The sequence below is a fragment of the Acidimicrobiales bacterium genome (assembly GCA_041394245.1).
Classification (GTDB): domain Bacteria; phylum Actinomycetota; class Acidimicrobiia; order Acidimicrobiales; family Aldehydirespiratoraceae; genus JAJRXC01.
In genome coordinates this window covers 2,226,301-2,247,440 of sequence record JAWKIR010000002.1, presented here as the reverse complement: position 1 = coordinate 2,247,440, position 21,140 = coordinate 2,226,301, and the positions used below count along the sequence as shown (strand labels likewise).

Here is a 21,140-nt window from a genome sequence, read left to right as displayed (position 1 = left end):
CCACTACCGTCGACTGGGCCTTGGGGATCGACTCGAGCGACGAGCTCGAGTTGGTGCGGGCAGACGGCCTCCGAGCGGATCAGCGCCTTGCCGCAGCGCTCCTGGCGCTCGAAACCACCAATCGGTCTTCGACGGAGCTGGCCGGGCGCTACGGCTACCGATCGGGCAGCGGCGTCCGTACGGCGGCGACGCGGGCACGGGCCCGCCTCGCATCGGATCCGGCGTTCGGGGCGCTCGTCGTCGATGCCCGCCGTCGACTCCGGCTGCTCGACCAGCCGCAGTGCGCCGAACTCCCCGGTGTGGCGGGTGTCTGACACCGGTGTGGCGGGTCGCGGTGCCGGTGTCAGGGGGTCCAGAGGGCGGGGAGGGTGGCGGGGCCGCGGAAGGCGTAGCCGGCGACTCGGGGAGCGGGTCTCGCAGGGTCGAGGCGCAGGTCGCGAAGGCGGTCGAGGACGGCGTTGACACCCGCCTCGAGCTCGACCCGGGCGAGGTGCATGCCCAGGCACTGGTGGGGGCCGGTCCCGAAGGCGAGATGGGCGACGGGGTCGCGGTCGATGTCGAATCGGTCGGGATCGTCGCACCGCTGCGGGTCGCGATTGGCGGCGCCGTTGTAGACGGTCACCGGGCAGCCGGCGCCGACCGGCACGTCGCCGATGGTGGTGTCGACGGTGGCCCGCCGACTGACCATCGTCACGGAGGTCTCCCAGCGCAGGGTCTCCTCGATCAAACGGGGCACCAGCGAACGATCGGCGTCCACCCGGTCGCGCAGAGTTGCATCGCGGGCGAGGACGAGCAGCGCCGTCCCGAACACCCGATAGGTCGTCTCGGCGCCGGCGGGCAGGAGGAGGCGCAGGAAGCCGAAGAGGCGGGCGTCGCTGAGCCGTTCGCCATCGATCTCGGCGTGGACGAGTTCACTCAGGAGATCGCCGGTCGGACGCGTGCGGCGAGCATCGACCAGTGGTTCGAGATACGCGACCATCGCCGCGCTCGCGGCGAGCCCGGCCTCGGGGTCGAGGGGCCCGTAGTTGATCTTCTCCGCCCACTGGTTGAAGCGCTCGTGGTCCTCGAGAGGGACACCGACGATGCCGCAGATCACCTGCACCGGGAACTTCGACGTCAGCGACTCGACGAGGTCGCCCCGGCCCCGGGGCGCGAGGTCGTCGAGCAGCCGGTCGAGCACGCCGTCGACCAGATCGGGCTTCCAGCGTTCGATCGAGGATCGCTTGAACGCCTGCGCGACGAGCGCCCGGTACCGGCGGTGCTCCTCGCCGTCGAGCCCGAGCAGCAGCTCGCCCATGAACGGCGCCATGGCCTCGGCGTTGATCGAGGCCGAGAACGTCGCCGGATCGCGCAGCACGTGATCGGCGTCGGCGAACGTGGTGGTGCTGAACCCGGGGAGCGGTGCCCACTCGTTTCCCGGTGTCTCCACGACGGGGCAGGTCCGGCGGGCCGTCGCCCACATGTCGTAGGGCTGGGCGTCGGCCCACTCGTCGTAGGGCGGGATGGTGAAGTCGGTCATGCGATCTGCTCGACGCCGACGGCCCCGGCGGTGACCCGCCATGTCGACGCGGTCTCGATGGGTGACGTGGGGGCCTGGGTGGTCTCGACCCAGCGGAAGTGGCCGAGCAGCTCGTCTCGTGTGACCTCGACGACGAGATACCCGCGGTGCTCCGTCTCGTAGAGGTGGATGTGGTCGTTCGACCGTGATCCCTCGACGAACTCGGGGAGGAGCAGCTCGAGGCTGGTGACCGACGGTGCCACGAACTCCGTGCCGACCATCGGCGAGTTCGGCTCGCGGTACGAGACGTGGAGGTCGGCCACCGCCGAGGTGTGGATGTCGCCACCGAGCACCACGAAGTTCTCGATGCCCTCGTCGGCGATCTGTGACAGGAGCCGCTCGCGGGGCGCCGCATAGCCGTCCCAGGCGTCCATCGAGAATCCCTTGGTCGGGTCGTCGGGGGCGCGGTCCACCTCGGCCATGATCGTCTGCTGGGCGAGCAGGGTCCACCGGGCGTCGTGGCGGAGGCGGTCGGCGAGCCACGCCTCCTGTTCCTCGCCCAGCATCGTGCGGGACTCGTCGAAGGTGCCGTCGAGTTGGGGGCCGCCGCCGAGCGGGCGGGGGAGGTTGCCGTTGCCCTCCCCCTGGATGATGGGGGAGCGGTACTGGCGGTCGTCGACGAGCGTCAGGCGGGCGAGGTCGCCGAAGTCGAAGGCGCGGTAGACGGTGAGCTCCCCGTCGACGGGCGGGCCGGTGCGCACCGGCATGAACTCCCACCAGGCCTGGTAGGCGGCGGTGCGCCGGTCGCGGAACCCCTCGGCCGCGCCGGGTTCGAGCGATCCGATGCCGCCCGGTTCCCATCCGGCGTAGTTGTCCTCGACCTCGTGGTCGTCCCACATCACGATCCAGGGGACGTTCTGATGGCAGGTCGCCAGCTCGGGCTCGAGCCGGGCGATCGCGTAGTACCGCCGGTACTCGTCGAGCGAGAAGGGGACCGGCAGGTCGTGCTGGCGGAAGTTGCCGCTCTCGAGCTCGTAGATGTAGTCGCCGACGAAGATCACCGCGTCGAGGTCCTCGTCGACCATGTGGGCCAGGGGCGTGAAGTGGCCCGACTTCCATGCCATGCAGGACGCGACGGCGAAGCGGAGGGATTCGACCGACGCACCGACGGGCGGCGCGGTTCGCGTCATTCCGCCGACCGTCCACTCGCCGACGCGGAATCGGTACCAGTAGGCGGTGGACGGATCGAGCCCGGTGACGTCGACGTGCACCGAATGGCCGTGGTCGGCGCGGGTCACGAACGTCCCGGTGGCGACCACCTCGCCGCCACCCACTCCGACCTCCCACTCGACGGGGACCCGATCGGCGCCGATGCCCCCGTCGGGGGCCGTGGGGTCGGTGGCGAGTCGCGTCCAGATGACGACCGCATCAGGGAGTGGGTCGCCCGAGGCCGTGAGGTAGGGGAACGGATCGACGTCGAAGACCGGTGTGGGGATCGTGGTCGTCGGGGTGACGGTCGTGGTCGTCGCCGCGGTCGTGGTGGTCGTCGGTGCCGTGCTCGTCGACGGCGGGGCGGCGCCGTCGCCGTCGCTCGCGCACGCGGCGGCGACCAGCCCGGCGGAGGCGGCGAGGAAACCGCGACGGGTGAGTGGACCACTGGAGGGCGACATGACACGGATGTTAGAAAGCATCCATGACGACAATCCACTACGAGGCCGACGCCGACCTCTCGGTACTCGACGGGCAGACCGTCGCCGTGGTCGGCTACGGCAACCAGGGACGGAGCTGGGCGCTCAACCTGCGCGACAGCGGTGTGGCGCCGGTCGTGTGCGTGCGCAACGACGATTCCCGGGCCGAGGCCGAGGCCGACGGGTTCGAGGCCCGTGACCTCGAGGCGGCGAGCGAGGCCGACGTGATCTGCGTCCTCGTTCCCGACGACGTGATCCCCGAGCTCCCGATCGAACCGGGCGACGGCGCGTTGACCATCGTCGCCTCCGGCTACACGCTCGCCTTCGACCGCTTCGACCCGGCCGGTGACCAGGCCATGGTCGCGCCACGCATGCTCGGCCCCGAGGTGCGGCGCTGCTACGAGGAAGGCTGGGGGTTCATCACCGGCGTCGGCGTGCATCGCGATGTGACCGGCACGGCCCTGGCCCGCACGCTCGCGATCGCCCACGGCATCGGCGGGCTGAAGCAGGGCGGGATCGAGATGTCGCCGCGGCAGGAGGCGGTGCTCGACCTCGCCGTCGAGCAGGTGCTGTCGCCCGCGCTGACCCACGTCAACAACGCCTTCGTGCGGCTCATGATGGAGAACGACATCCCGCTCGAGGCGATCATCACCGAGCTGATGCTGTCGGGCGAGGTCGAGCGCAGCTACACGCTGGTGCGCAAGTTGGGCTTCGTCGGCCAGCTCGGGTTCCATTCGCCGACGAGCCAGTACGGACAGCTGAGCCGGCGAGGCACGTTCGACGACTTCGATCTCCACGGCCGCATGGCGCAGCTCCTCGACGACATCACGTCGGGTCGTTTCGCCGACGAGTGGGACGAGCAGCGCGATGCCGGACACCCCCGCCTGGCCGAGCTCTGGGCCGAGCACGCGAACGCGACGATCGCCGGCTTCGAGACCGATCTACGGCGTCGGCTCGGCGAGAACGTCACGCCCAACGGACCGGCCGAAGTGTCCGCATGAGGATCAGCGACGAGACGACGGCGGTCATCGTCGGCGGGGGCGGTGGAGTCGGACGCGGGATCGCGCTCGGGCTGGCGGCGAAGGGCGCCCGGCTCGTGATCGCCGACATCGACGAGGCGACCGCGGCGACGGTGGCCGACGAGATGGTGGGCCTGGGAGCGAACGCGGTGGCCGTGCAGGTCGACGCGACCGAACCCGCGTCGCTTGTCGCGCTGGCCGACGCAGCCGAATCCGCCTTCGGGTCGATCGACGTGCTCTCGAACAATGTCGGCGTCGTCCACAGCGGTGAACTGCTCGCCGCGACCGAGGCCGAGTGGGGGTGGGTCATCGAGTTCAACCTGATGACGATCGTCCGCGCCTGCGCCGCAATCGTGCCGAGAATCCGGGCCCACGGGCGTGGCGGGCACGTGGTCAACACCGCGTCGATGGCGGGTCTGTGGGCGTCGAGACCCGAGGAGGTCGCCGGCACCCACCTCGGTCTCTACACGACCACCAAGCACGCGGTCGTCGGCTACACGGAGACACTGCGCGGCGAGCTCGCGGCAGACGGCATCGGCGTGTCGTGTCTGTGTCCGGGCACCGTCGACTCGAACCTGATGCAAACGTCGATGAAACATCGCCCGGATCGCTACGGCGGTGCGGTCGAGGTCGGGCCGACCGTCGGCGCGATCCCGTATGCGATGGCGCAGGAGGATGTCGGGCGCTTCGTCGTGGCCGGCATCGAGGCTGATCGCACCCTGATCCTGACCCACCCGCGCGGTCGGCGGTTCGTCGAGCAGCGCGCCGAGACCCACTTCGCCGACTTCGACTTCTTCGAGGCGATCGGGGAGCAGTGATGACCGATCGCATCGACGTCGACCATCAGGATCGGGCCTGGGTCGCGGCCCGTCACGACCGCTATGCCGAGCTCCGCAGCGAGTGCCCGGTCGTCTTCAACGAGCACCACGGTGGTTTCTGGATGGTGACCGACTACGAGGCGGTCGCCGCCGTGGCCCGCGACAACGAGACGTTCGCCCACAAGTTCGAGCCGGGCGCGGCCGATGGCATCGACTACCACGGCATCTGCGGGATCCCCCGGCCGCCACAGACCCCGCGGATGGGGGTGTCGGAGATCGACGGCCCCGCCCATGCCGACCTGCGGCGCGTGCTCAACCCGTTCATGGTCACCAAGGCGGTCGAGGCGAGCCGCGACCGCATCGCCCATGTGTCGAGCTGGTTCCTCGACGAGATGATCGAGGCCGGCGAGGGCGACCTGATCCTCGACTACGCGACCCCGGTGCCGGGGGTGATGACGCTCGAGATGATGGGAATGCCGTCGACCAACTGGCGCTACTACGCCGACTTCTTCCACGCGACGTCGTCGTTCAAGCCGTCGGATGCGCAGTTCCAGGAAGCGGTCGCGCGGGTCGGCGACATGTGGGGTGAGCTCGGTGAGATCGCACGTCATCGCCGGTCGAACCCCGGCGACGATCTGACCTCGGCGATCGTGTCGAGCGAGATCGACGGCCGGCTGCTGAGCGACGACGAGGTCGTCGGGATCCTCTGGAACCTGGTGGCGGGTGGTCTCGACACCACGACCTCACTGGTGGGGTGGGGGCTCCATCATCTCGGCACGCACCCCGACGACCGGCAGCGACTGATCGAGGATCCGACCGCGATACCCGTCGCGGTCGAGGAGTTCCTCCGCTTCTACAGCCCGAGCGAATCGTTGACCCGCACGGCCACGAGAGACGTCGAGCTCGGCGGCCGCGAGATCAAGCGCGGCGACGTCGTGTTCATCTCGTGGGTCAGCGCCAATCACGACGAGGCGATGTTCCCACAGGCCGACCGGGTCGACATCGAGCGGACCGAGAACAAACACCTCGCCTTCGGCCTCGGCGGTCATCGGTGTATCGGATCGAGCATCGCCCGCGTCGAATCCGAGCTGATGATCGCCGACGTGCTTGCCCGGGTCCCCGACTACGAGATCGACCTCGAACGGTTCCGGCCCTACCCGGGCAATCTGTTGATGACGGGCGTGGTCACGATGCCGGTTAGGTTCTCGCCCGGAGTCCGGTCCGGAGTGGCCGATCCGTTCAGCTGAACCCAGACCCGAGGAGACCCGCCGTGGCCTTCATGATGATGCGCCTCAACTTCGTGCATCCCGACCCCACCGATGCCGAGCACATGAGCGATCGCTATCGCGCCGGCATCGACCTCGCCGAATACGCCGACAAGAACGGCTTCGCGATGGTGAGCACCGAGGAACACACCGCCACCGCGCTCGGCTGGAGTCCCACACCGCTGCTCACCGCGGCGATGATCCTCAACCGTACGCAGAACCTGTCGGTCGCGATCACCGCGCTCCTGGTCCCGCTCCACGATCCCGTGTTGCTGGCACAGGAGATGGCGGTGATCGATCTGATCAGCAAGGGCCGACTGTCGATCACCACGGGTCTCGGCTACCGCCCGGCCGAATACGCCGCCGTCGGCAAGGAATGGACCCGCCGGGGCAAGATCCTCGACGAGTCGCTCGACATCATGCTCAAGGTCTGGTCGGGCGAGGAGTTCGAGCTCAACGGTGAGACCATCAAGGTCGGGCCGATGCCCTACACCCGACCCCATCCGATGGTCATGATCGGCGGGTCCGGCCCCGCCGCGGCGAAGCGGGCGGCCCGGCTCGGTCTGCCGCTCCAGCTTCCGGCTCCGATCGCGGAGCTCGAGGCGTTGTACTACGAGGAGTGCGAGAAGCACGGCACTTCCGGGTTCTGCATCGCCCCCGAGAAGGTCGCCATGGTCCACGTGGTCGAGGATCCCGACAAGGCCTGGGCCGAGCTCGGCCACCACTTCTGGCTCGAGGCGTCGACGTACGACTCGTGGCAGACCCCCGACCAGACGTCGGCGGTGCACAGCCACGCGTCGAACGTCGACGAGTTGCGGGCCGAGGGGATCTACCAGTTCCTCTCGCCCGAGCAGGCGATCGAGCGGATCCGGGAGACGGGCGCGCTGTCGTTGCATCCGCTCGTCGGCGGCATGCCGATCGACTCGGCCTGGCAGTCGCTCGAGCTGACGGTCGACAAGGTCCTCCCCGCGGTGGCGGGAGGCTGAGTGACCGACTGGGCCGCCCTCGCACAGCGCGCCTCCCGGGCGTCGCACGACCTGATCGGGTGGATCTACTTCGATCCGGCCGGACCCGCCGCGTACGCCGAGCTCGGTGTGCCCGACGGCGCCGGCTACTACGCAGCGATCCGGTTCGCCCCGCTCGAGGGCGGTGGCAACGACGTCATCGCGGCGACCGCCTATTCGATCAACCCCGTGTTCCTCGGCATGGGCATGGACCTGCTGCGCGAACACACCACCGCCGATGCGGTGCTGGACATGCGCGATGCTCGGATCGTGCCCGGGCTCGACGAGGTCTCACCGGCGATCGCCGCGGGTCTCGGTCGTTTCGCCGCGCCGCTGTGGGCCGTCGTCGACGGGCTCCATCAGGGCGCTCGTGTGTTGTTCGCCGCCCATCGCGACCGCAAGGAACGCCGCGTGGAGTCTCCGGCCCTGTCGGCCTGGCTCGCCGTCAACTGCCTTCGGGAATGGCGGGGCGACACGCATTGGGCCCTGTGTGCGGCGGCGGATTTGAACGGTGCCGAGGTGGGTCTCCTCCACAACGTGATGGTCGGCTACGACGAGGCCGAATGGATCGCCCGCAGCCGGGGGGCCGACGACACCGAGATCGAGCGGGGATGGGCGAGGCTCGAACAGAAGGGCTTCGCCGTCGACCGGACCTTCACCGATGCGGGCCGCGAAGCCCGTACTCGGCTCGAACAGCGCACCGACGAGATCTGCGGTCAGATGTGGGAAGCGCTCGGCGAGGATCTGACGATCGCGTTGTGCGAGCTCGTCGAACCGCACCACGAGGCGTTCCTCGCTCGCATCGACGAATGGGCCGGGCCCAACTGGATGCCGGCGTCGCGCCACAGCATCTGAACGATCGGGGATCGGTCGCGGGGGTCGGTCGTCTGGCCGTGTGACCGCGCTGCGCCTACCGTCTGCGCCATGCAGAACGAGCTGACACAACGCTTCGGTATCGAGTTCCCGATCTACGCCTTCACGCACTGCCGTGACGTGGTGGTCGCCGTCAGTAAGGCCGGTGGACTCGGCGTGCTCGGGGCGGTCGGCTTCTCGGTGGAACAGCTGCAGATCGAACTCGACTGGATCGACGAACACATCGGCGACAAGCCCTACGGCGTCGACATCGTCCTGCCGGCGAAGTACGACGGCGCCGGTGAGATGGATCTCGACAAGTTGACCGGTCAACTCCAGGACATGATCCCCGAGGAACACAAGGCGTTCGTGCGCCAGATGCTCGACGATCACGATGTCCCCGACCTGCCGGAAGGGGAGGAGCGCGGTACCGGCCTGATGGGTTGGAACGCGGCGACCGCGGTGCCGCAGGTCGAGGAGATCCTGCGCCACGACAACGTGGTGATGGTCGCCAACGCACTCGGCACGCCCCCGCCCGATCTCGTGCAGCAGATCCAGGCGTCCGGGCGTGCGGTCGGTGCCCTGTGCGGCACGCCCGCACAGGCGAGCCGTCATGCCGCTGCCGGTCTCGACTTCGTGATCGCGCAGGGCTACGAGGGCGGCGGCCACACCGGCGACATCGGGTCGGTGGTGCTCTGGCCCCAGGTGATCGACGAGGTCGCGCCGATCCCGGTGCTCGCCGCCGGTGGGATCGGCAACGGCCGACAGATGGCTGCGGCGCTCGCGATGGGCGCCGCCGGGGTGTGGACGGGCTCACTGTGGCTCGCCGTCGAGGAAGCGGCGGCCTCGCCGGCCCAGATCGACTCCTACATGAACGCCACCAGCAGGGACACCGTCCGCAGCCGGTCCTACACCGGCAAGCCCTGCCGCATGCTCCGCAACGACTGGACCGAGGCGTGGGAACGGGCCGACACCCCCGACACGCTCGGGATGCCGCTGCAGATGATGGCGGTGCACGAGGCGATGACCCGGAGTGGCCGGTATCCCGACAAGGCCCAGGCGGTGGCGTTCAACCCGGTCGGTCAGATCGTCGGGACCATGAACAAGGTCAGGCGCAGCGCCGACGTCATCTACGAGATGGTGGAGGAATGCGTCGATTCGCTCGAGCGGACGCGCCAGATGTTGCAGGTCGACTGACGGGTCAACCGAAGAGCGATCCCGCCCGCTCGATCAGCTCCGGTGATGCCTTGGCCGGTGAGCCGCAATCGAAGGGCGGGTCGGGGTCGTACTCGATCCCGAGCTGGATGATCCGGGCGATGTCGTCGCCGGCGATCCTCGCGGCGAGCGTCAGCGCGAGGTCGATGCCGGCCGACACGCCGGCGCCGGTGACGACGTTGCCGTCGAACACGACTCGATCCCTGGTGGGTTCGGCGCCGTAGCCGGCGAGGAGGTCGATCGCCGCCCAGTGCGTCGTGGCCTTCCTGCCTTCGAGGAGCCCGGCGGCACCGAGGATCAGTGACCCGGTGCAGACCGAGGTGATCCAGGTCGCGTTCGCCGTGACCGATCGGATCCAGGCGAGGATCTCGGGGTCGGCCGCGGCGGCGAACGTGCCCGCCATGCCGCCGGGGACCACCAGCACGTCGCACGACTCGACATCGGCCATGGCATGGGTGGCGGTGAGCCCGAGCACGCCGGTGTCGGCGGTCACCGGCCCGCCGTGCGTGGAGACGCTCACGGCTTCGACGCCGGGGAGGCGGGACAGGACATCGTGGGGTCCGATCACGTCGAGCGTGGTCAGACCCTCGTAGAGGAAGAAGACGATGCGCATCCGCCCATGGTCGCACGCGGTCGTCGACGACTACGGTTCGGTCATGCTGACGCACCTGCCTCCATCCGCGACCGGCACCGAGATCGCCGAGGTGCTGCGCCGCGACGGAGGGGTCATCGTCGACGAGCTCGCCACCGGTGCCGAGCTCGATGCGTTCTTCGCCGAGATGCAGCCCTGGACCGATGCCACCGGCGTTGGCCAGGACGATTTCACGGGGCGCAACACGCGCCGTACCGGGGGACTCCTGGCCCGGTCCGTGACCGCGCGTGATCTCGTGATGCATCCGACGGCGCTGGCGACCTGCGACGACTTCCTCGGTCATGTGACGAGCTACCAGCTGCACCTCACCCAGATCATCGACATCGGGCCGGGGTCGGTCGGTCAGCAGATCCATCGCGACCAGTGGGCGTTCGACTTCTTTCCGTTTCCGCAGGGCTACGAGGTGCAGTGCAACACCATCTGGGCCGGCGACGACTTCACGGAGGCGAACGGCGCCACCCGAGTGGTGGTCGGGAGCAATCGCGAGCCGGACGGACTCCAGTTCGGTATCGAGGACAGCGTGCCGGCGGAGATGGGCCGGGGTTCGGTGCTGTTCTACAGCGGCTCCGTGTATCACGGCGGAGGCCCCAACACGACCGACGCGCACCGCCGGGCCATCAACATCACCTACAACGTGAGCTTCCTTCGCCAGGAGGAGAACCAGTACCTGTCGGTACCGCAGTCCGTCGCCGCGACATTCCCCGAACCCCTCCAGCGACTGATGGGCTACCGGATGGGGGCATACGCACTCGGCTACATCGACGACCTACGCGACCCGCTGGTGGTGCTCGATCCCGACAATCCGGCCCACGCGTTGAACGCGTTCGGGACACAGTCCCAGGAGGAACTCCGGGCCCGCGCCGGTATCGAGAACTGATTCAGGGTCGGCGGGCGTCGCGCACCGCGGCGGCGAGATCGCCGAAGGCCGGGCGGTGGTCGGGACCATCACTCCAAAAGCCCCACACAAGCCTGCCGTCGGGGCCGATCACGAAGTCGCCCCCGAGTTGGAGCGGGTCCTCGGTGGGGCGCCGCAGCCCACCGATGCCGTTGCGACGGATCAGCTGGGCGTAGCGACGGGCGGACCGCAGACCCCACACCCGGCTGACCGAGCCGCGCCCGAGCCCGAAAGCCCGATATCCCTCCCGGTCCGGGTCTCTCAAGGCGACGAATCCGAGTTCGTGGCGGGCCTCGTAGTCGCGAAGGGATTCGCCGTCGGTGAATGTCACCAATGCGACGATCGCCTCCTCCCCGAGTTCCCCGATGCGGTCGCGCACGGCGATCGCGTGGTCGACGCACGGGAGTCAATGGATGTGGCGATGGAACACCAGGACGACGACGGATCCGCGATGGGCGGTGAGTCTCCAGGGCCGGCCGGCCGAATCGAGGAACTCGACGTCGGGTGAGAGGTCCCCGACGGCCGGACGGCGCTCGTTCATGGCGTGGAGTGTACGAGGCGAGTCGACGGACATCTGCCGAGTCGTCGGTCTACCCTCGGGCATGGCCGATCTCGCTCCTGACCCCGCAGTGCAGCGTCCGCCGTCGGCGGCCCCGGACTGAACCATGGGGCTCGAATCCCGAGGTGGCCCCGAACGCGACGTCGGGCCGGCGTTCGACCGGCTGGCTGCAGCGGTCGACCCGGCGATGGTGATCGTCACTGCGTCGCTCGACGGAAACGATGCCGGGTGTCTTGTCGGCTTCCACGGTCAGTCGAGCATCGATCCGCGCCGGTGGAGCGTCTGGATCTCCCGAGCGAACCACAGCCACGACATCATCGTCGGCGCCTCGCGTATCGGGGTGCACTTCCTGGCTGACGGCGACCATGAGTTGGCCCGCCTGTTCGGCGCGACCACGGGCGACGAGATCGACAAGTTCGCTCGGTGTGAGACCGTCCACCGGTTGGGTGTCCCCATGCTGGCCGACTGTGGGTCCTGGCTGGTCGGCACCCGCTGTGGCCGCCACACCGACGGTGACCACACGTGCGTCGTCGTCGAGCCGCTGATCGTGGGCGATGCCGATCTCCACCGGCCGCTGCGGCTCGCCGATGTCGACGACGTCGAGCCCGGTCACCCGGTCGACGGCCGCTGACCGGCGCGCTTCGAGGTTTCGGGATGCCCTGGCCGGGGTAGGCAAGTTGCATGCCGAGCGGAGGTCAACCGATGACAGATTCCACACCCGACCAGGACCGTGCTGGTCATGATCGTGACGTCGACGACGAAGGTCTGCTTCCCGAGACGGGCCCCCGTGTGCTGTGTCTGACACCGACGGACCCGCCGACCGAAGCCACGCTCCGCCGGGCGCTGGCGATCGCCGGGAACCAGGGCGCGGTCGTCCTGTTCGACCGCAGCAGCGAGTCGTGGCGTCCGGACGAGGACGCGGTGCTCGTCGCGGCCGACGACGAACGGTTCGTCGAAGTCGACGAGATCCATCGGGCGCGAGAGATCGCCGAGTCCGCAGCTGCGGACGTCGTGGTCTGGCGTTCGATCACGCCGGCGCTGGGCACCGGCCTCATGCAGGTCGTCCAGGCCGCCGAGATATCCGACATCGTCGTCCCGGCCGACGGTCACCAGGATGCGACCGGCGATCGGTTCATGGGCTCGTCGGGCATCTTCCCCGTGGGAGGCTCCGGCTCCTTCGCCGAGGCCGTCGAGGCGCTGCTCGAGAAGCCGGTCGTCGCCGACACGGGGTTCGCCCCGGAACTGCATGTGGTGACCCCGAGCGGCTCGTGAACGGCAGTGTCGTCCAGATCGCGGTCGTTCAGATGGCGGTCGTTCAGATCGCGCGCTCGTGGCCGACCCAGTACGGGTCGCGGAGTTCGCGCACATAGAGCTTGCCGTTCGGCTGGCGGGGGAGCGACTGGTGTACGTCGACCGAGCGCGGCACCTTGTGTCGGCCGAGGCGTTCCCGGGCGAACTGGAGAATGGCGTCGACGGTCGACTCGTCGCTGCCGGTGACGAGCTCGACTGCGGCCTTGACCTGTTCGCCCCACTCCTCGTCGGGAATCCCGAACACGGCAACGTCGACGACGGCGGGATGGTCGAGTAGAGCCTGCTCCACCTCCATCGGGTAGATGTTGACCCCGCCGCTGATGATCATGTTGGTCGCCCGATCGGCGAGGTGGACCCAGCCGTCGGCATCGACGCTGCCCATGTCGCCGAGCGAGAAGACCCCCGGCGCGAGATAGGCGGCGTCCGTCTTGTCGGGTGCGTTCCAGTACTCGAACGGGCGATCCTGACCGGGCGTGTGGCAGTAGAGCGTGCCGACCTCGCCGGCCGGGAGCCGTTCGCCGTCGGTGGAGACGGCGAACACCTCGAAGCCGGTGACGGATCGGCCGACCGTGCCCGGGTGGCGGAGCCAGTCGTCGCTGTCGGCGCGCGTGAAGACCCCCGCCTCCGATGTGCCCCAGTACTCCGTGAGGATCGGACCGAACCAGTCGATCATGCGCCGCTTCACCGTCGGTGAGATGGGGGCAGCGCCGTGGAGCACCATGGCGAGACCGCTCGGGTCGAACGCGGCGCGGCGTTCCTCGGGAAGCCGCAGCATCCGGACCATCATGGTCGGCACCAGATGGGTGCGCCGGACGTGGAGCTCCTCGATCAGGTCGAGGGTGCGGGCGGCGTCGAACTTCCGCATCAGGTGGAGGTGGGCGCCGTTGCAGAGATCGAAGAATCCGTAGCCGCCGACCGCGGCGTGATAGGCGGGACCGGTCACGAGCTGGGTGCCGTCACCGTCGAAGCCGACCTGCGTACCCAGCCGCTGCTGGAGCTCGAGCATCTCGCCCAGCGTCGCCGGGATCGCCCGCTTGACACCCTTCGGGTGACCCGTGGTGCCCGACGTGTAGCTGAACCGCGAGCCGGCCGGTCCGTCGAGGGCGAATGGCGTCGCGTCGGCGTGGGCGAGCCGCTGATCGAGGTCGTCGCCGATCACGACGACGGGGATGTCGTCGGGCACGAGATGGCGGAGTTCGGCTTCGGTGATGACCACCGCGGCGCCGGCATCGCGCACGACGTACTCGACCTCGTGCGGTGCGAGTAGGCCGTTGACGGGGACGAACCACACCCCGCTGAGAACGGCGGCGAGATAGATCTCGAAGACCTCGACGCGATTGTCGGTCAACACCGCGACGTGGCCGCCGACGCCGACGCCCAGGTCGTCGCGCAGCAGGTGTCCGAGACGCGTCGCCCGATCCATCAACTCGGCGCGGGTTCGGTGGCTGCCGAGATCGTCGGTGAGGGCGAGCGCGTCGGGTCGGTCGTGCGCGAGATCGGCGATCATCGGATCAGCCGCCGGTCGTGGACCAGTGCCAGGGCTCACTCGGCAGGTTGTAGAGGCCGTAGCTCGGCGCAACCTCGGCCATCACCTGGAAGACGGCACTGCTGCGGCTGCGGATGATGGAGCCCTGGTACGTGAAGTCGATGGCCAGGCCCCGCTCGTGAGCCGATTGGCCGGGGCGTGCCGTCGGCGGACGGCACTGTGACGCCGGCATCTCCCAGATCGCGTAGTCGGAGGAGCCGCAGTGCGAGCGTCGAAGGCTGACCTGTGAGTCGGAGCTGCGGTAGCCGCCGCCACCGAGGGAGTAACCGCGGGCCTCCATTGCCGCGAGGAAGCCCTCGACGTTGTCGGCGATCGCGGCGTTGACGACGATCCCCCGCACGGTGGCGAGCTCGACGGGTGCGTTGTCGGGGATCGTGACCGTCCGATTGCTCCGGTTGCGGGCCGCGATGGCCTCGGCGATGCGTTGTTCCTCGGCCTGGATCTCGGCGGCGAGCTGGGCGTCGAGCGCTTCGAGGCCCTGGGCTTCGGCGAGACGAGCGTCGAGCCGGCTCTCGACCTCGTCGAGGAGTGCCTCCTCGCGTTGGACCGCGGCGTCGAGCTCGCTGACCCGAGCGGCCACCTCGTCGCGCTCGGCATCGAGTTCGGCGGTGAGTCGGGCGGCATCGTCTCGGCGCTGCTCGAGTTCGGAGCCGAGCGCCCGGAGGGAGTCGATGATCTCGGCCGTGTCGCCGGCGCCGAACTCGATCAACGACTCGGTGCGGGCGTACTCCCAGGGGTTCGCGTCGAGCACCGCCTGATCGCTGTTGGGACCCTGGTGGTTGATGAAGGCGTCGACTGCGGTGTTCTCGAGGATGCCCCTCGTCGTGACGATGTCGGCTTCGAGCGATTCGATCGCGGCTTCGGCTGCGGCTTCGGCTGCCTCTGCTTCGGCCACCCGTCGTTGCGCCGCGTCGAGTGCGGACTGCTGGGCGTCGACGGCGGCGCGGAGCGCTTCGAGCGCGGCGGTCAGCTCGTCGATGTCGTCGGTGAGGGCATCGACCTCGAGCGCCAGTTCGGCCGCGTTCTCCTGCACTTCGCGTCGCTGCTGGCGAAGGTCCTCGGGCGTCTCCTGGGCCGATGCCAACGACGATGCCAGGGCGAGCGCGACCAGGAGGGCGAGCAGGATCGCGTTGCCGCGGCGGAAGGGACGGAGGAGTCGGCGCATTCTCGGAGAGCTGGTGGTCGAAGAGGGGCGGCCGACGACGGTTTCGTCACACAACCGCAAAGAAGAGACGGTAGCAGCGCGCACGGCCCTCCGTCCCCTCGCGCGGTCAGTCGTTCTTCATCGTCTGTCCGCCGTCGACCGGGATGACGGCACCGGTGACGTAGCTCGAGGCGGGCAGGGCGAGGTTGAGCACCATGTGGGCGACCTCCTCGGGGTCCCCGTAGCGGCCGAGGACGGTGCGGCGACGGGCGAACTTGGCCCGGTGGTCGGGCGGGATGAGCTCGGTCATGCCGGTGAGGATCGGGCCGGGACAGACCGCGTTGACCGTGATGCCGTCGGGGGCGAGGGCCGATGCCATCGCCCGCGTGAGACCGATCACGCCGTGTTTGGCCGTCGTGTACTGCAGGGAACCACGGGAGGCGCCGAGCCCTTCGGTGGACGAGATGTTGATCACCCGGCCCTCACCGCTGGACCGGAGGTCTTCGAGGCAGGCGCGGATGAGTCGGTGATGCGGGGTGAGCATCACGTCGAGCGCGAATCGGAAACGCTCGTCGAACGCGTCGTCGTCGACGGTCGACCCGACGGCGACACCGGCATTGTTCACGAGGATGTCGATGGGGCCGAGGTCGCGGCGGATCCGGTCGGTCACGTCGATGATCGCGTCGGAGTCGGTCACGTCGAGCACATAGCCCCGTGCAATGCCGCCGGCCCCGACGATCTCGGCCACGACGGCGTCGACGGTGGCGCCCGCCAGGTCGGTCACCGCGACCTTGGCGCCCTCGTCGGCGAACAGGTGGGCTTCGGCGCGACCCATCCCCGAGCCGGCACCGGTGATCAGAACCACCTTTCCCTCGACCGATCGGCTGCGGGTGCTGAGGCGGGGCATGTCGGCTCCTGTCGTCGGGGTCAGTCCCAGGTGAGGTGGAACCGGAGTTCGTGAACGTAGCGCTCGCCCGGCCGCAGTACCGCCGACGGCGCCCAGCCGAGGTTCGGCGCGTCGGGAACTCGTTGCGGTTCGAGACACAGCGCACCGAAGGGGTCGTGGTGGCGGCCGTCGGCCCCCGGACCGCCGGACAGGAAGGCGCCGGTGTAGAACTGCACCGCGGGATGGTCGCTCCAGACCTCGAGGGAGCGGCCGCTCGGGTGGGTGACCCGGGCATGGCGTCGCATCCCCTCCCCATCGATCATGAAACAGTGGTCGAACCCGTTGGGGAGGGCGAAGCCCAGCCGGTCGGAGAGCCGCACCGGCGCACGCAGGTCGAAGGGCGTGCCGTCGACCGCGGCGGGCGGCCCCGATGGCAGCGTCGCCTCGTCGACCGGCACGACGTCGTCGGCCGCGATGTGCACGACGTGCTCACCGATGTCGTCCTCGCCCGGCCCCCCGAGATTCCAGTAGGCGTGGTTCGTCATCGACACGATGGTCGGGGCGTCGGTGGTCGCCTCGTAGGTCACGTGGATCGTGTCGTCGGTGAGGCGATAGGTCGCCGACACCTCGAGCGTCCCGGGGAACCCGTTCTCGCCGTCGGGGCTGATCCGGGTGAACGACACGGTGTCGTCGGTCGTCGACGACGTGTCCCACACGACATGGGCGAAGCCGGGGGAGCCGCCGTGGAGTTGGTTGTCGCCTTCGTTGGCCTGCACCGCGTAGGTGATGCCGTCGAGCGGGAACTCGGCACGGCGGAGTCGGTTGGCGTAGCGACCCACGGTGACCCCGAAGTAGGGATTGCGCACCGGGTCCTCCCGCTCCGCCACCGAGTCGAGGTCGAGGATCAACGGGACCGGCCGGCCGTCGGCGCTCGGCACCTCGACGCGAGCGAGCGTGGCACCGAGGTCGAGGAGATCGATCGCGAGACCCGATGCGGCCCGGAGTCGGTGACGACGCACCTCGGTGGGCCCCTGGAGCGAGTTGCCGGTCGTCATTCCGTACGGAGTGGGCACGCCCACTACCGTACGGGACTCGCCCGACGGGAGACGTCCTCGCCATGACCACACCAGCCGAACTCGCCGATCGCCTCCTCGCCCTGACCGCAGAGGTCCTCGTCGACCTCGAATCGCACCACGCGCCCCGACTCGAACTGCCACTCGTCTTCGGTGGCTACGCGGTCGGTCCGGATGCCCGCGCCGATCTCGCCTTCACCCTCGGCCTTCTCCACGGTGAAGGTGTCGAGCAGGTCGCCGGGGTCGACTGCGCCGAGGTCGCGCTGGAGATCGTCCGCCGGCTCGACGGGCCGGCGACCCACAGCTTCTATTCGTACCGGGCCGCCGAAACGGTGCTGCGGCTGGGAGGGCTCGACGACAACCCGCGCCTCGCCGCGTGGACCGATGCGGATCACGCCAACGTCGAAGCGGCGATCGATTCGACGTCGATGCTGTCGATGCTCGACGAGGGCTCGCTCCCCAACAATTTCGCCGTGGTGCTGACCCGGTGCGAGATCGCCCGCCGGGCCCTCGGCCGCCTGCCCGACGACAACCGCCTCGACGAGCTGCTCGACAAGCTCCGTGGGCTCTTCGGCGGTCTCCCCTACGGGTGGTGGGACGACTTCGGCGGGGCCAACTACGACATGTACACGCCCGACGTCTACCTCTTCGCGGAACCCTTCGCCGACGAGCTCGGTGACAGCTGGGCCAACGGTCTCGGCGCGGTGCTCGACGACCTCGCCGACCTGGCGACGCCCGGCGGTGCCATCTCGTGGGGTCGTTCGACGGGAGCACTCGGCGTCGTGATGAACGTGGAACTCGGCGCGACTGCCGCGGGTCGCGACCTCGGTTCCGATGTGGCGGGATGGCTCGGCAAGGCCGATCTCGCGACGACGGCGCTGCAGTCGTGGTTCTCGCAGGGTGTGGTGACGGCGCATCAGCATCGCATGACGATGAGCTATCGCGGCCCCGAGCGTCGGCTCCAGATGACGCTCGATCTGCTCGGCAAGCTCCTCCAGGCGGCCCACGAGTTGCGGGCCGCCCACCCGGTCGAGGCGGCGACGCCGGCGCAGAGCTACCGCCGCGTCGACCGTTTCGTGCGGTTCGAGGACGAACGGAACGCGGGGGCCTGGGCCCGTCGTGGCGGCGGCGTCGACTTCGTCCTGCCACTCGTCGGGGGGATGTGGGGCGACTACTCGATGTCGCCGCGATGGCCGGGTCGTTTCGAGGTGGCGGTCGAGTCGGGTCGCCACATCGGATGGCTCCCGCTGGTGCACGCCGACGGTTCGGTGCGAACCGTCAACAGCGTGCCGTCGAGCGTCTCCCACGGACCGGATTCGATCACGGTGACCCACGACTACTTCTCGACACTCGACTTCGGCGCGAGCGAGGCGGCGAAGGTACCGATCGCCGGCACGCGCACGGCCACGTATCGGGTCGAGGGACGCTCGCTCGTCATCGAGGACTCGATCACACTCGATCGCGAACCGGCGACGATCGACGCGGTGGTCGTCGACATCCCCGAGGTCGCCGGGCATCCGCTGCAGGTCGAGTTCACGACGCACCAGCCCCACACGACATCGGTGATCGACACGAGCGGGATGCAGAAGCACCGGTCGTTCTGGAACGAGCACGGGCGGACCCACGAGCTCGTGCTCGAACCGGCTCGTCGGCTCGACTACGTCTGCCGCGTCACCCCGCCATTGCGGGTGGCGAGCACCGCGCACGGTCACTGGTACGACCGCAGCCTCTGGGAACCGCTGGGCGACCGCGTCCTCGAAGCGCCCGCGCCGCTGCACGACCCGGCGGCGATGTCGACGTTCGATGTGGCCCACATCCACTGGCCCGAGTGGACGAGTGGCCTCGAGCCCGAACGGGCTCGCCACACCATCGACTGCCTGCGGGCTGCGGGAGTGACGATCTTCTGGACACAGCACAATCGCGTGCCCCACATGGCCCAGGACGCCACCGAGATCTACGAGCTGTGGGCGGCTGCGGCCGACGTGGTGGTGCACCACAGCGAGTACGGGCGAGCCGTCATGGAGGCGAACTACACCTATGGGGACCACACGGTCCATGCCGTCATCCCCCACGGTCACTGGGGTCACATGCTCGAGCCGGTGCGGCCGGCCGGAGGTCGGGAAGAGGCCGAGGCCGGCCTGGGCATGTCGCCCACCGGGCTGCGTCTCGGCGTGGTGGGAGCGCCGCGGGTCCAAAAGGACACCCAGCTCGTGATCGACGCGGTCCACGCGAGTGCGCGCGACGACATCGAGCTGTGGTGCTGGTCGCTCGGCGACGAGGTGGTTCCCGACGATCCCCGCATCCATGCGTCGCACTACACGCTGACCGAGCACCACGTCTACGCCAAGCGGCTCTTCACCCTCGATGCGCTCGTCCTGCCGTTCTCGGAGGGGATGCTCACCACGGGGACGGTCGGCGATGCGATCGGCGCCGGTATTCCGGCGCTGTGTTCATCGTGGGGTTATCTCAGGGAGTCGATGGGCGCCGCAGGCATCTACTACGGCGACACCCGTGAGGAACTGACGGCCTGTATCGACGGTTTGACCGCTGAGATCCTGGACGCGGCACGATCGGCGATCCCCGACCGCAGGGCGGCGCTCGACTGGGGTCCGATCGCCGAGGCGACCTACGAACTGGTCGATCGCGTCGTGGCCTCGCGCTGAGGCGGTTTCGGCCCGTGGGTCGCGGCGAGATAGCGTCACGCCATGGAACTTGGATTCACGTGGGGCTACTGGGCCCGGGCCATGCCCGACAACTTTCTCGACCTGAGCATCGCGGCCGAGGAGGCCGGCTTCGACTGCATCTGGTCGGCCGAGTCGTGGGGGTCGGATGCCTTCTCGCCCCTGGCCTACATCGCCGGCCACACCGATCGCATCAAGTTGGCCACCGGGGTGGTGCAACTCTCGGCCCGAACCCCCGCGGCGACGGCCATGCACGCCATCACGCTCGACCACCTGTCGAACGGACGGGTGATCCTCGGGCTCGGTGTCTCCGGCCCGCAGGTGGTCGAAGGGTGGTACGGCATGCCGTCGCGCAAGCCGCTCGCCCGCACCCGTGAATACGTCGAGGTGCTGCGAACGATCTTCCGTCGCGAGGGCCCGGCGGAGTTCCACGGTGAACACATCCAGATGCCCTACACGGGCGAGGGATCGGAAGGTCTCGGCAAGCCCCTCAAGGTGATGACCCATCCGCTGCGTGAGATCCCGATCTGGATCGGCGCCGAGGGGCCGAAGAACGTGACCCAGACCGTGCAGATCGCCGACGGCTGGATCCCGCTCTACTACTCACCGTTCCGCCCGGAGGTCTATGCCGATCAGCTGGCCGGCGCCAAGGACGACTTCCAGATCGCGGTCAACGTGTCGATGAAAATCACCGACGATGTCGAAGCCGCCCTGTGGGGAACGAAGGCATCGCTCGGGTTCTACATCGGCGGCATGGGTGCCAAGGGGCAGAACTACCACACCAAGCTGATGGCGCGGATGGGCTTCGAGGAGGAGGCCCACAAGATCCAGGACCTCTTCTTCGAGGGCAAGCGCGACGAAGCGATCGCGATGGTGCCGACCGAGTTCGCCGACGAGATCTCGCTCGTCGGTCCTGTCGAGCGGATCCGTGATCGTCTCCAGGCCTGGGAGGAGAGCCCGGTGACGATGCTCAACGTGGCGGCGCGCACGCCCGAGGAAATCCGCGTGCTGGCCGACGTCGTCAAGGGTTAGGC

General features: G+C 69.0%; 21 protein-coding genes. 12 read left to right on the top strand and 9 right to left on the bottom strand.

What is annotated here, in order from left to right:
- The first annotated feature begins 20 nt into the window (after nucleotides 1-20).
- Nucleotides 21-314 carry a hypothetical protein gene (locus tag R2707_11175; GenBank protein MEZ5245652.1) on the top strand — a complete coding sequence of 98 codons (294 nt, stop codon included), beginning with the start codon at nucleotides 21-23 and terminating at the stop codon, nucleotides 312-314.
- Between the two features lie 29 nt (nucleotides 315-343).
- On the opposite strand, the gene R2707_11170 is transcribed toward R2707_11175, so the two are convergent.
- Nucleotides 344-1,519, bottom strand: coding sequence for a cytochrome P450 (locus R2707_11170; GenBank protein ID MEZ5245651.1), 1,176 nt, complete (start codon nucleotides 1,517-1,519; stop codon nucleotides 344-346).
- Entirely contained in the window at nucleotides 1,516-3,168 is a 1,653-nt protein-coding gene (locus R2707_11165; GenBank protein ID MEZ5245650.1) for an alkaline phosphatase D family protein, read from the bottom strand. The genes R2707_11170 and R2707_11165 overlap by 4 nt, the downstream gene beginning before the upstream one ends.
- 23 nt (nucleotides 3,169-3,191) lie before the next feature.
- Between R2707_11165 and R2707_11160 the strand changes: the two genes are divergently transcribed.
- The 6 genes from R2707_11160 to R2707_11135 all read left to right on the top strand — a co-directional run bounded on the left by R2707_11160 (nucleotide 3,192) and on the right by R2707_11135 (nucleotide 9,341).
- Nucleotides 3,192-4,187, top strand: a complete 996-nt coding sequence (locus R2707_11160; protein MEZ5245649.1) for an NAD(P)-binding domain-containing protein — start codon at nucleotides 3,192-3,194, stop codon at nucleotides 4,185-4,187.
- Nucleotides 4,184-5,023, top strand: a complete 840-nt coding sequence (locus tag R2707_11155) for an SDR family NAD(P)-dependent oxidoreductase (protein MEZ5245648.1) — start codon at nucleotides 4,184-4,186, stop codon at nucleotides 5,021-5,023. The genes R2707_11160 and R2707_11155 overlap by 4 nt, the downstream gene beginning before the upstream one ends.
- Nucleotides 5,023-6,270, top strand: coding sequence for a cytochrome P450 (locus R2707_11150; GenBank protein MEZ5245647.1), 1,248 nt, complete (start codon nucleotides 5,023-5,025; stop codon nucleotides 6,268-6,270). The genes R2707_11155 and R2707_11150 overlap by 1 nt, the downstream gene beginning before the upstream one ends.
- A gap of 32 nt (nucleotides 6,271-6,302) precedes the next feature.
- A complete protein-coding gene (locus R2707_11145) occupies nucleotides 6,303-7,274 on the top strand; it encodes an LLM class flavin-dependent oxidoreductase (protein ID MEZ5245646.1) in 972 nt (323 codons plus the stop codon).
- Entirely contained in the window at nucleotides 7,275-8,147 is an 873-nt protein-coding gene (locus R2707_11140; GenBank protein ID MEZ5245645.1) for a hypothetical protein, read from the top strand.
- A 69-nt stretch (nucleotides 8,148-8,216) separates the two neighbouring features.
- Complete coding sequence (locus R2707_11135) at nucleotides 8,217-9,341, top strand: nitronate monooxygenase family protein (GenBank protein ID MEZ5245644.1); 1,125 nt, start codon at nucleotides 8,217-8,219, stop codon at nucleotides 9,339-9,341.
- 4 nt (nucleotides 9,342-9,345) lie between these two features.
- Here R2707_11135 and R2707_11130 read toward each other — a convergent pair whose 3' ends face one another.
- Nucleotides 9,346-9,972, bottom strand: a complete 627-nt coding sequence (locus tag R2707_11130) for a DJ-1/PfpI family protein (protein MEZ5245643.1) — start codon at nucleotides 9,970-9,972, stop codon at nucleotides 9,346-9,348.
- On the opposite strand from R2707_11130, the gene R2707_11125 reads away from it, so the two are divergent.
- On the top strand, nucleotides 9,965-10,888 hold the full coding sequence (locus R2707_11125) for a phytanoyl-CoA dioxygenase family protein (GenBank protein ID MEZ5245642.1): 924 nt from the start codon (nucleotides 9,965-9,967) through the stop codon (nucleotides 10,886-10,888). The two genes, R2707_11130 and R2707_11125, sit on opposite strands and share 8 nt — an antisense overlap.
- Before the next feature lies 1 nt (nucleotide 10,889).
- Here the strand turns inward: R2707_11125 and R2707_11120 are convergent, their stop codons facing one another.
- Both R2707_11120 and R2707_11115 read right to left on the bottom strand, forming a co-directional pair.
- Nucleotides 10,890-11,285 carry a hypothetical protein gene (locus R2707_11120; GenBank protein MEZ5245641.1) on the bottom strand — a complete coding sequence of 132 codons (396 nt, stop codon included), beginning with the start codon at nucleotides 11,283-11,285 and terminating at the stop codon, nucleotides 10,890-10,892.
- A gap of 27 nt (nucleotides 11,286-11,312) precedes the next feature.
- Nucleotides 11,313-11,447 carry a hypothetical protein gene (locus tag R2707_11115; protein ID MEZ5245640.1) on the bottom strand — a complete coding sequence of 45 codons (135 nt, stop codon included), beginning with the start codon at nucleotides 11,445-11,447 and terminating at the stop codon, nucleotides 11,313-11,315.
- A 124-nt stretch (nucleotides 11,448-11,571) separates the two neighbouring features.
- Between R2707_11115 and R2707_11110 the strand changes: the two genes are divergently transcribed.
- Together R2707_11110 and R2707_11105 are read left to right on the top strand one after the other, a co-directional pair.
- Nucleotides 11,572-12,096 carry a flavin reductase family protein gene (locus R2707_11110; protein MEZ5245639.1) on the top strand — a complete coding sequence of 175 codons (525 nt, stop codon included), beginning with the start codon at nucleotides 11,572-11,574 and terminating at the stop codon, nucleotides 12,094-12,096.
- Nucleotides 12,097-12,167: 71 nt separating this feature from the next.
- Nucleotides 12,168-12,737, top strand: a complete 570-nt coding sequence (locus tag R2707_11105; protein MEZ5245638.1) for a hypothetical protein — start codon at nucleotides 12,168-12,170, stop codon at nucleotides 12,735-12,737.
- Between the two features lie 43 nt (nucleotides 12,738-12,780).
- Here the strand turns inward: R2707_11105 and R2707_11100 are convergent, their stop codons facing one another.
- The 4 genes from R2707_11100 to R2707_11085 form a co-directional block, all read right to left on the bottom strand.
- Entirely contained in the window at nucleotides 12,781-14,283 is a 1,503-nt protein-coding gene (locus R2707_11100) for an AMP-binding protein (protein ID MEZ5245637.1), read from the bottom strand.
- Nucleotides 14,284-14,287: 4 nt separating this feature from the next.
- Entirely contained in the window at nucleotides 14,288-15,487 is a 1,200-nt protein-coding gene (locus R2707_11095) for a D-alanyl-D-alanine carboxypeptidase family protein (GenBank protein ID MEZ5245636.1), read from the bottom strand.
- Nucleotides 15,488-15,593: 106 nt separating this feature from the next.
- Nucleotides 15,594-16,373 carry an SDR family NAD(P)-dependent oxidoreductase gene (locus R2707_11090; protein ID MEZ5245635.1) on the bottom strand — a complete coding sequence of 260 codons (780 nt, stop codon included), beginning with the start codon at nucleotides 16,371-16,373 and terminating at the stop codon, nucleotides 15,594-15,596.
- Nucleotides 16,374-16,393: 20 nt separating this feature from the next.
- Nucleotides 16,394-17,425 (bottom strand): aldose epimerase family protein, encoded by a 1,032-nt coding sequence (locus R2707_11085; protein ID MEZ5245634.1) that lies wholly within the window; start codon nucleotides 17,423-17,425, stop codon nucleotides 16,394-16,396.
- Nucleotides 17,426-17,469: 44 nt separating this feature from the next.
- Between R2707_11085 and R2707_11080 the strand changes: the two genes are divergently transcribed.
- Both R2707_11080 and R2707_11075 read left to right on the top strand, forming a co-directional pair.
- Complete coding sequence (locus R2707_11080; GenBank protein MEZ5245633.1) at nucleotides 17,470-20,088, top strand: hypothetical protein; 2,619 nt, start codon at nucleotides 17,470-17,472, stop codon at nucleotides 20,086-20,088.
- A gap of 42 nt (nucleotides 20,089-20,130) precedes the next feature.
- Nucleotides 20,131-21,138 (top strand): LLM class F420-dependent oxidoreductase, encoded by a 1,008-nt coding sequence (locus R2707_11075; GenBank protein ID MEZ5245632.1) that lies wholly within the window; start codon nucleotides 20,131-20,133, stop codon nucleotides 21,136-21,138.
- Nucleotides 21,139-21,140 lie beyond the last annotated feature (2 nt).

What these genes read in the sequence shown, in the direction of transcription:
- R2707_11170 (MEZ5245651.1), bottom strand. Translation starts at nt 1,519, where the DNA reads ATGACCGACTTCACCATCCCGCCCTACGACGAGTGGGCCGACGCCCAG.
- R2707_11165 (MEZ5245650.1), bottom strand. Translation starts at nt 3,168, where the DNA reads ATGTCGCCCTCCAGTGGTCCACTCACCCGTCGCGGTTTCCTCGCCGCC.
- R2707_11160 (MEZ5245649.1), top strand. Translation starts at nt 3,192, where the DNA reads ATGACGACAATCCACTACGAGGCCGACGCCGACCTCTCGGTACTCGAC.
- R2707_11155 (MEZ5245648.1), top strand. Translation starts at nt 4,184, where the DNA reads ATGAGGATCAGCGACGAGACGACGGCGGTCATCGTCGGCGGGGGCGGT.
- R2707_11150 (MEZ5245647.1), top strand. Translation starts at nt 5,023, where the DNA reads ATGACCGATCGCATCGACGTCGACCATCAGGATCGGGCCTGGGTCGCG.
- R2707_11145 (MEZ5245646.1), top strand. Translation starts at nt 6,303, where the DNA reads ATGATGATGCGCCTCAACTTCGTGCATCCCGACCCCACCGATGCCGAG.
- R2707_11135 (MEZ5245644.1), top strand. Translation starts at nt 8,217, where the DNA reads ATGCAGAACGAGCTGACACAACGCTTCGGTATCGAGTTCCCGATCTAC.
- R2707_11125 (MEZ5245642.1), top strand. Translation starts at nt 9,965, where the DNA reads ATGCGCATCCGCCCATGGTCGCACGCGGTCGTCGACGACTACGGTTCG.
- R2707_11130 (MEZ5245643.1), bottom strand. Translation starts at nt 9,972, where the DNA reads ATGCGCATCGTCTTCTTCCTCTACGAGGGTCTGACCACGCTCGACGTG.
- R2707_11115 (MEZ5245640.1), bottom strand. Translation starts at nt 11,447, where the DNA reads ATGAACGAGCGCCGTCCGGCCGTCGGGGACCTCTCACCCGACGTCGAG.
- R2707_11110 (MEZ5245639.1), top strand. Translation starts at nt 11,572, where the DNA reads ATGGGGCTCGAATCCCGAGGTGGCCCCGAACGCGACGTCGGGCCGGCG.
- R2707_11105 (MEZ5245638.1), top strand. Translation starts at nt 12,168, where the DNA reads ATGACAGATTCCACACCCGACCAGGACCGTGCTGGTCATGATCGTGAC.
- R2707_11100 (MEZ5245637.1), bottom strand. Translation starts at nt 14,283, where the DNA reads ATGATCGCCGATCTCGCGCACGACCGACCCGACGCGCTCGCCCTCACC.
- R2707_11095 (MEZ5245636.1), bottom strand. Translation starts at nt 15,487, where the DNA reads ATGCGCCGACTCCTCCGTCCCTTCCGCCGCGGCAACGCGATCCTGCTC.
- R2707_11090 (MEZ5245635.1), bottom strand. Translation starts at nt 16,373, where the DNA reads ATGCCCCGCCTCAGCACCCGCAGCCGATCGGTCGAGGGAAAGGTGGTT.
- R2707_11080 (MEZ5245633.1), top strand. Translation starts at nt 17,470, where the DNA reads ATGACCACACCAGCCGAACTCGCCGATCGCCTCCTCGCCCTGACCGCA.
- R2707_11075 (MEZ5245632.1), top strand. Translation starts at nt 20,131, where the DNA reads ATGGAACTTGGATTCACGTGGGGCTACTGGGCCCGGGCCATGCCCGAC.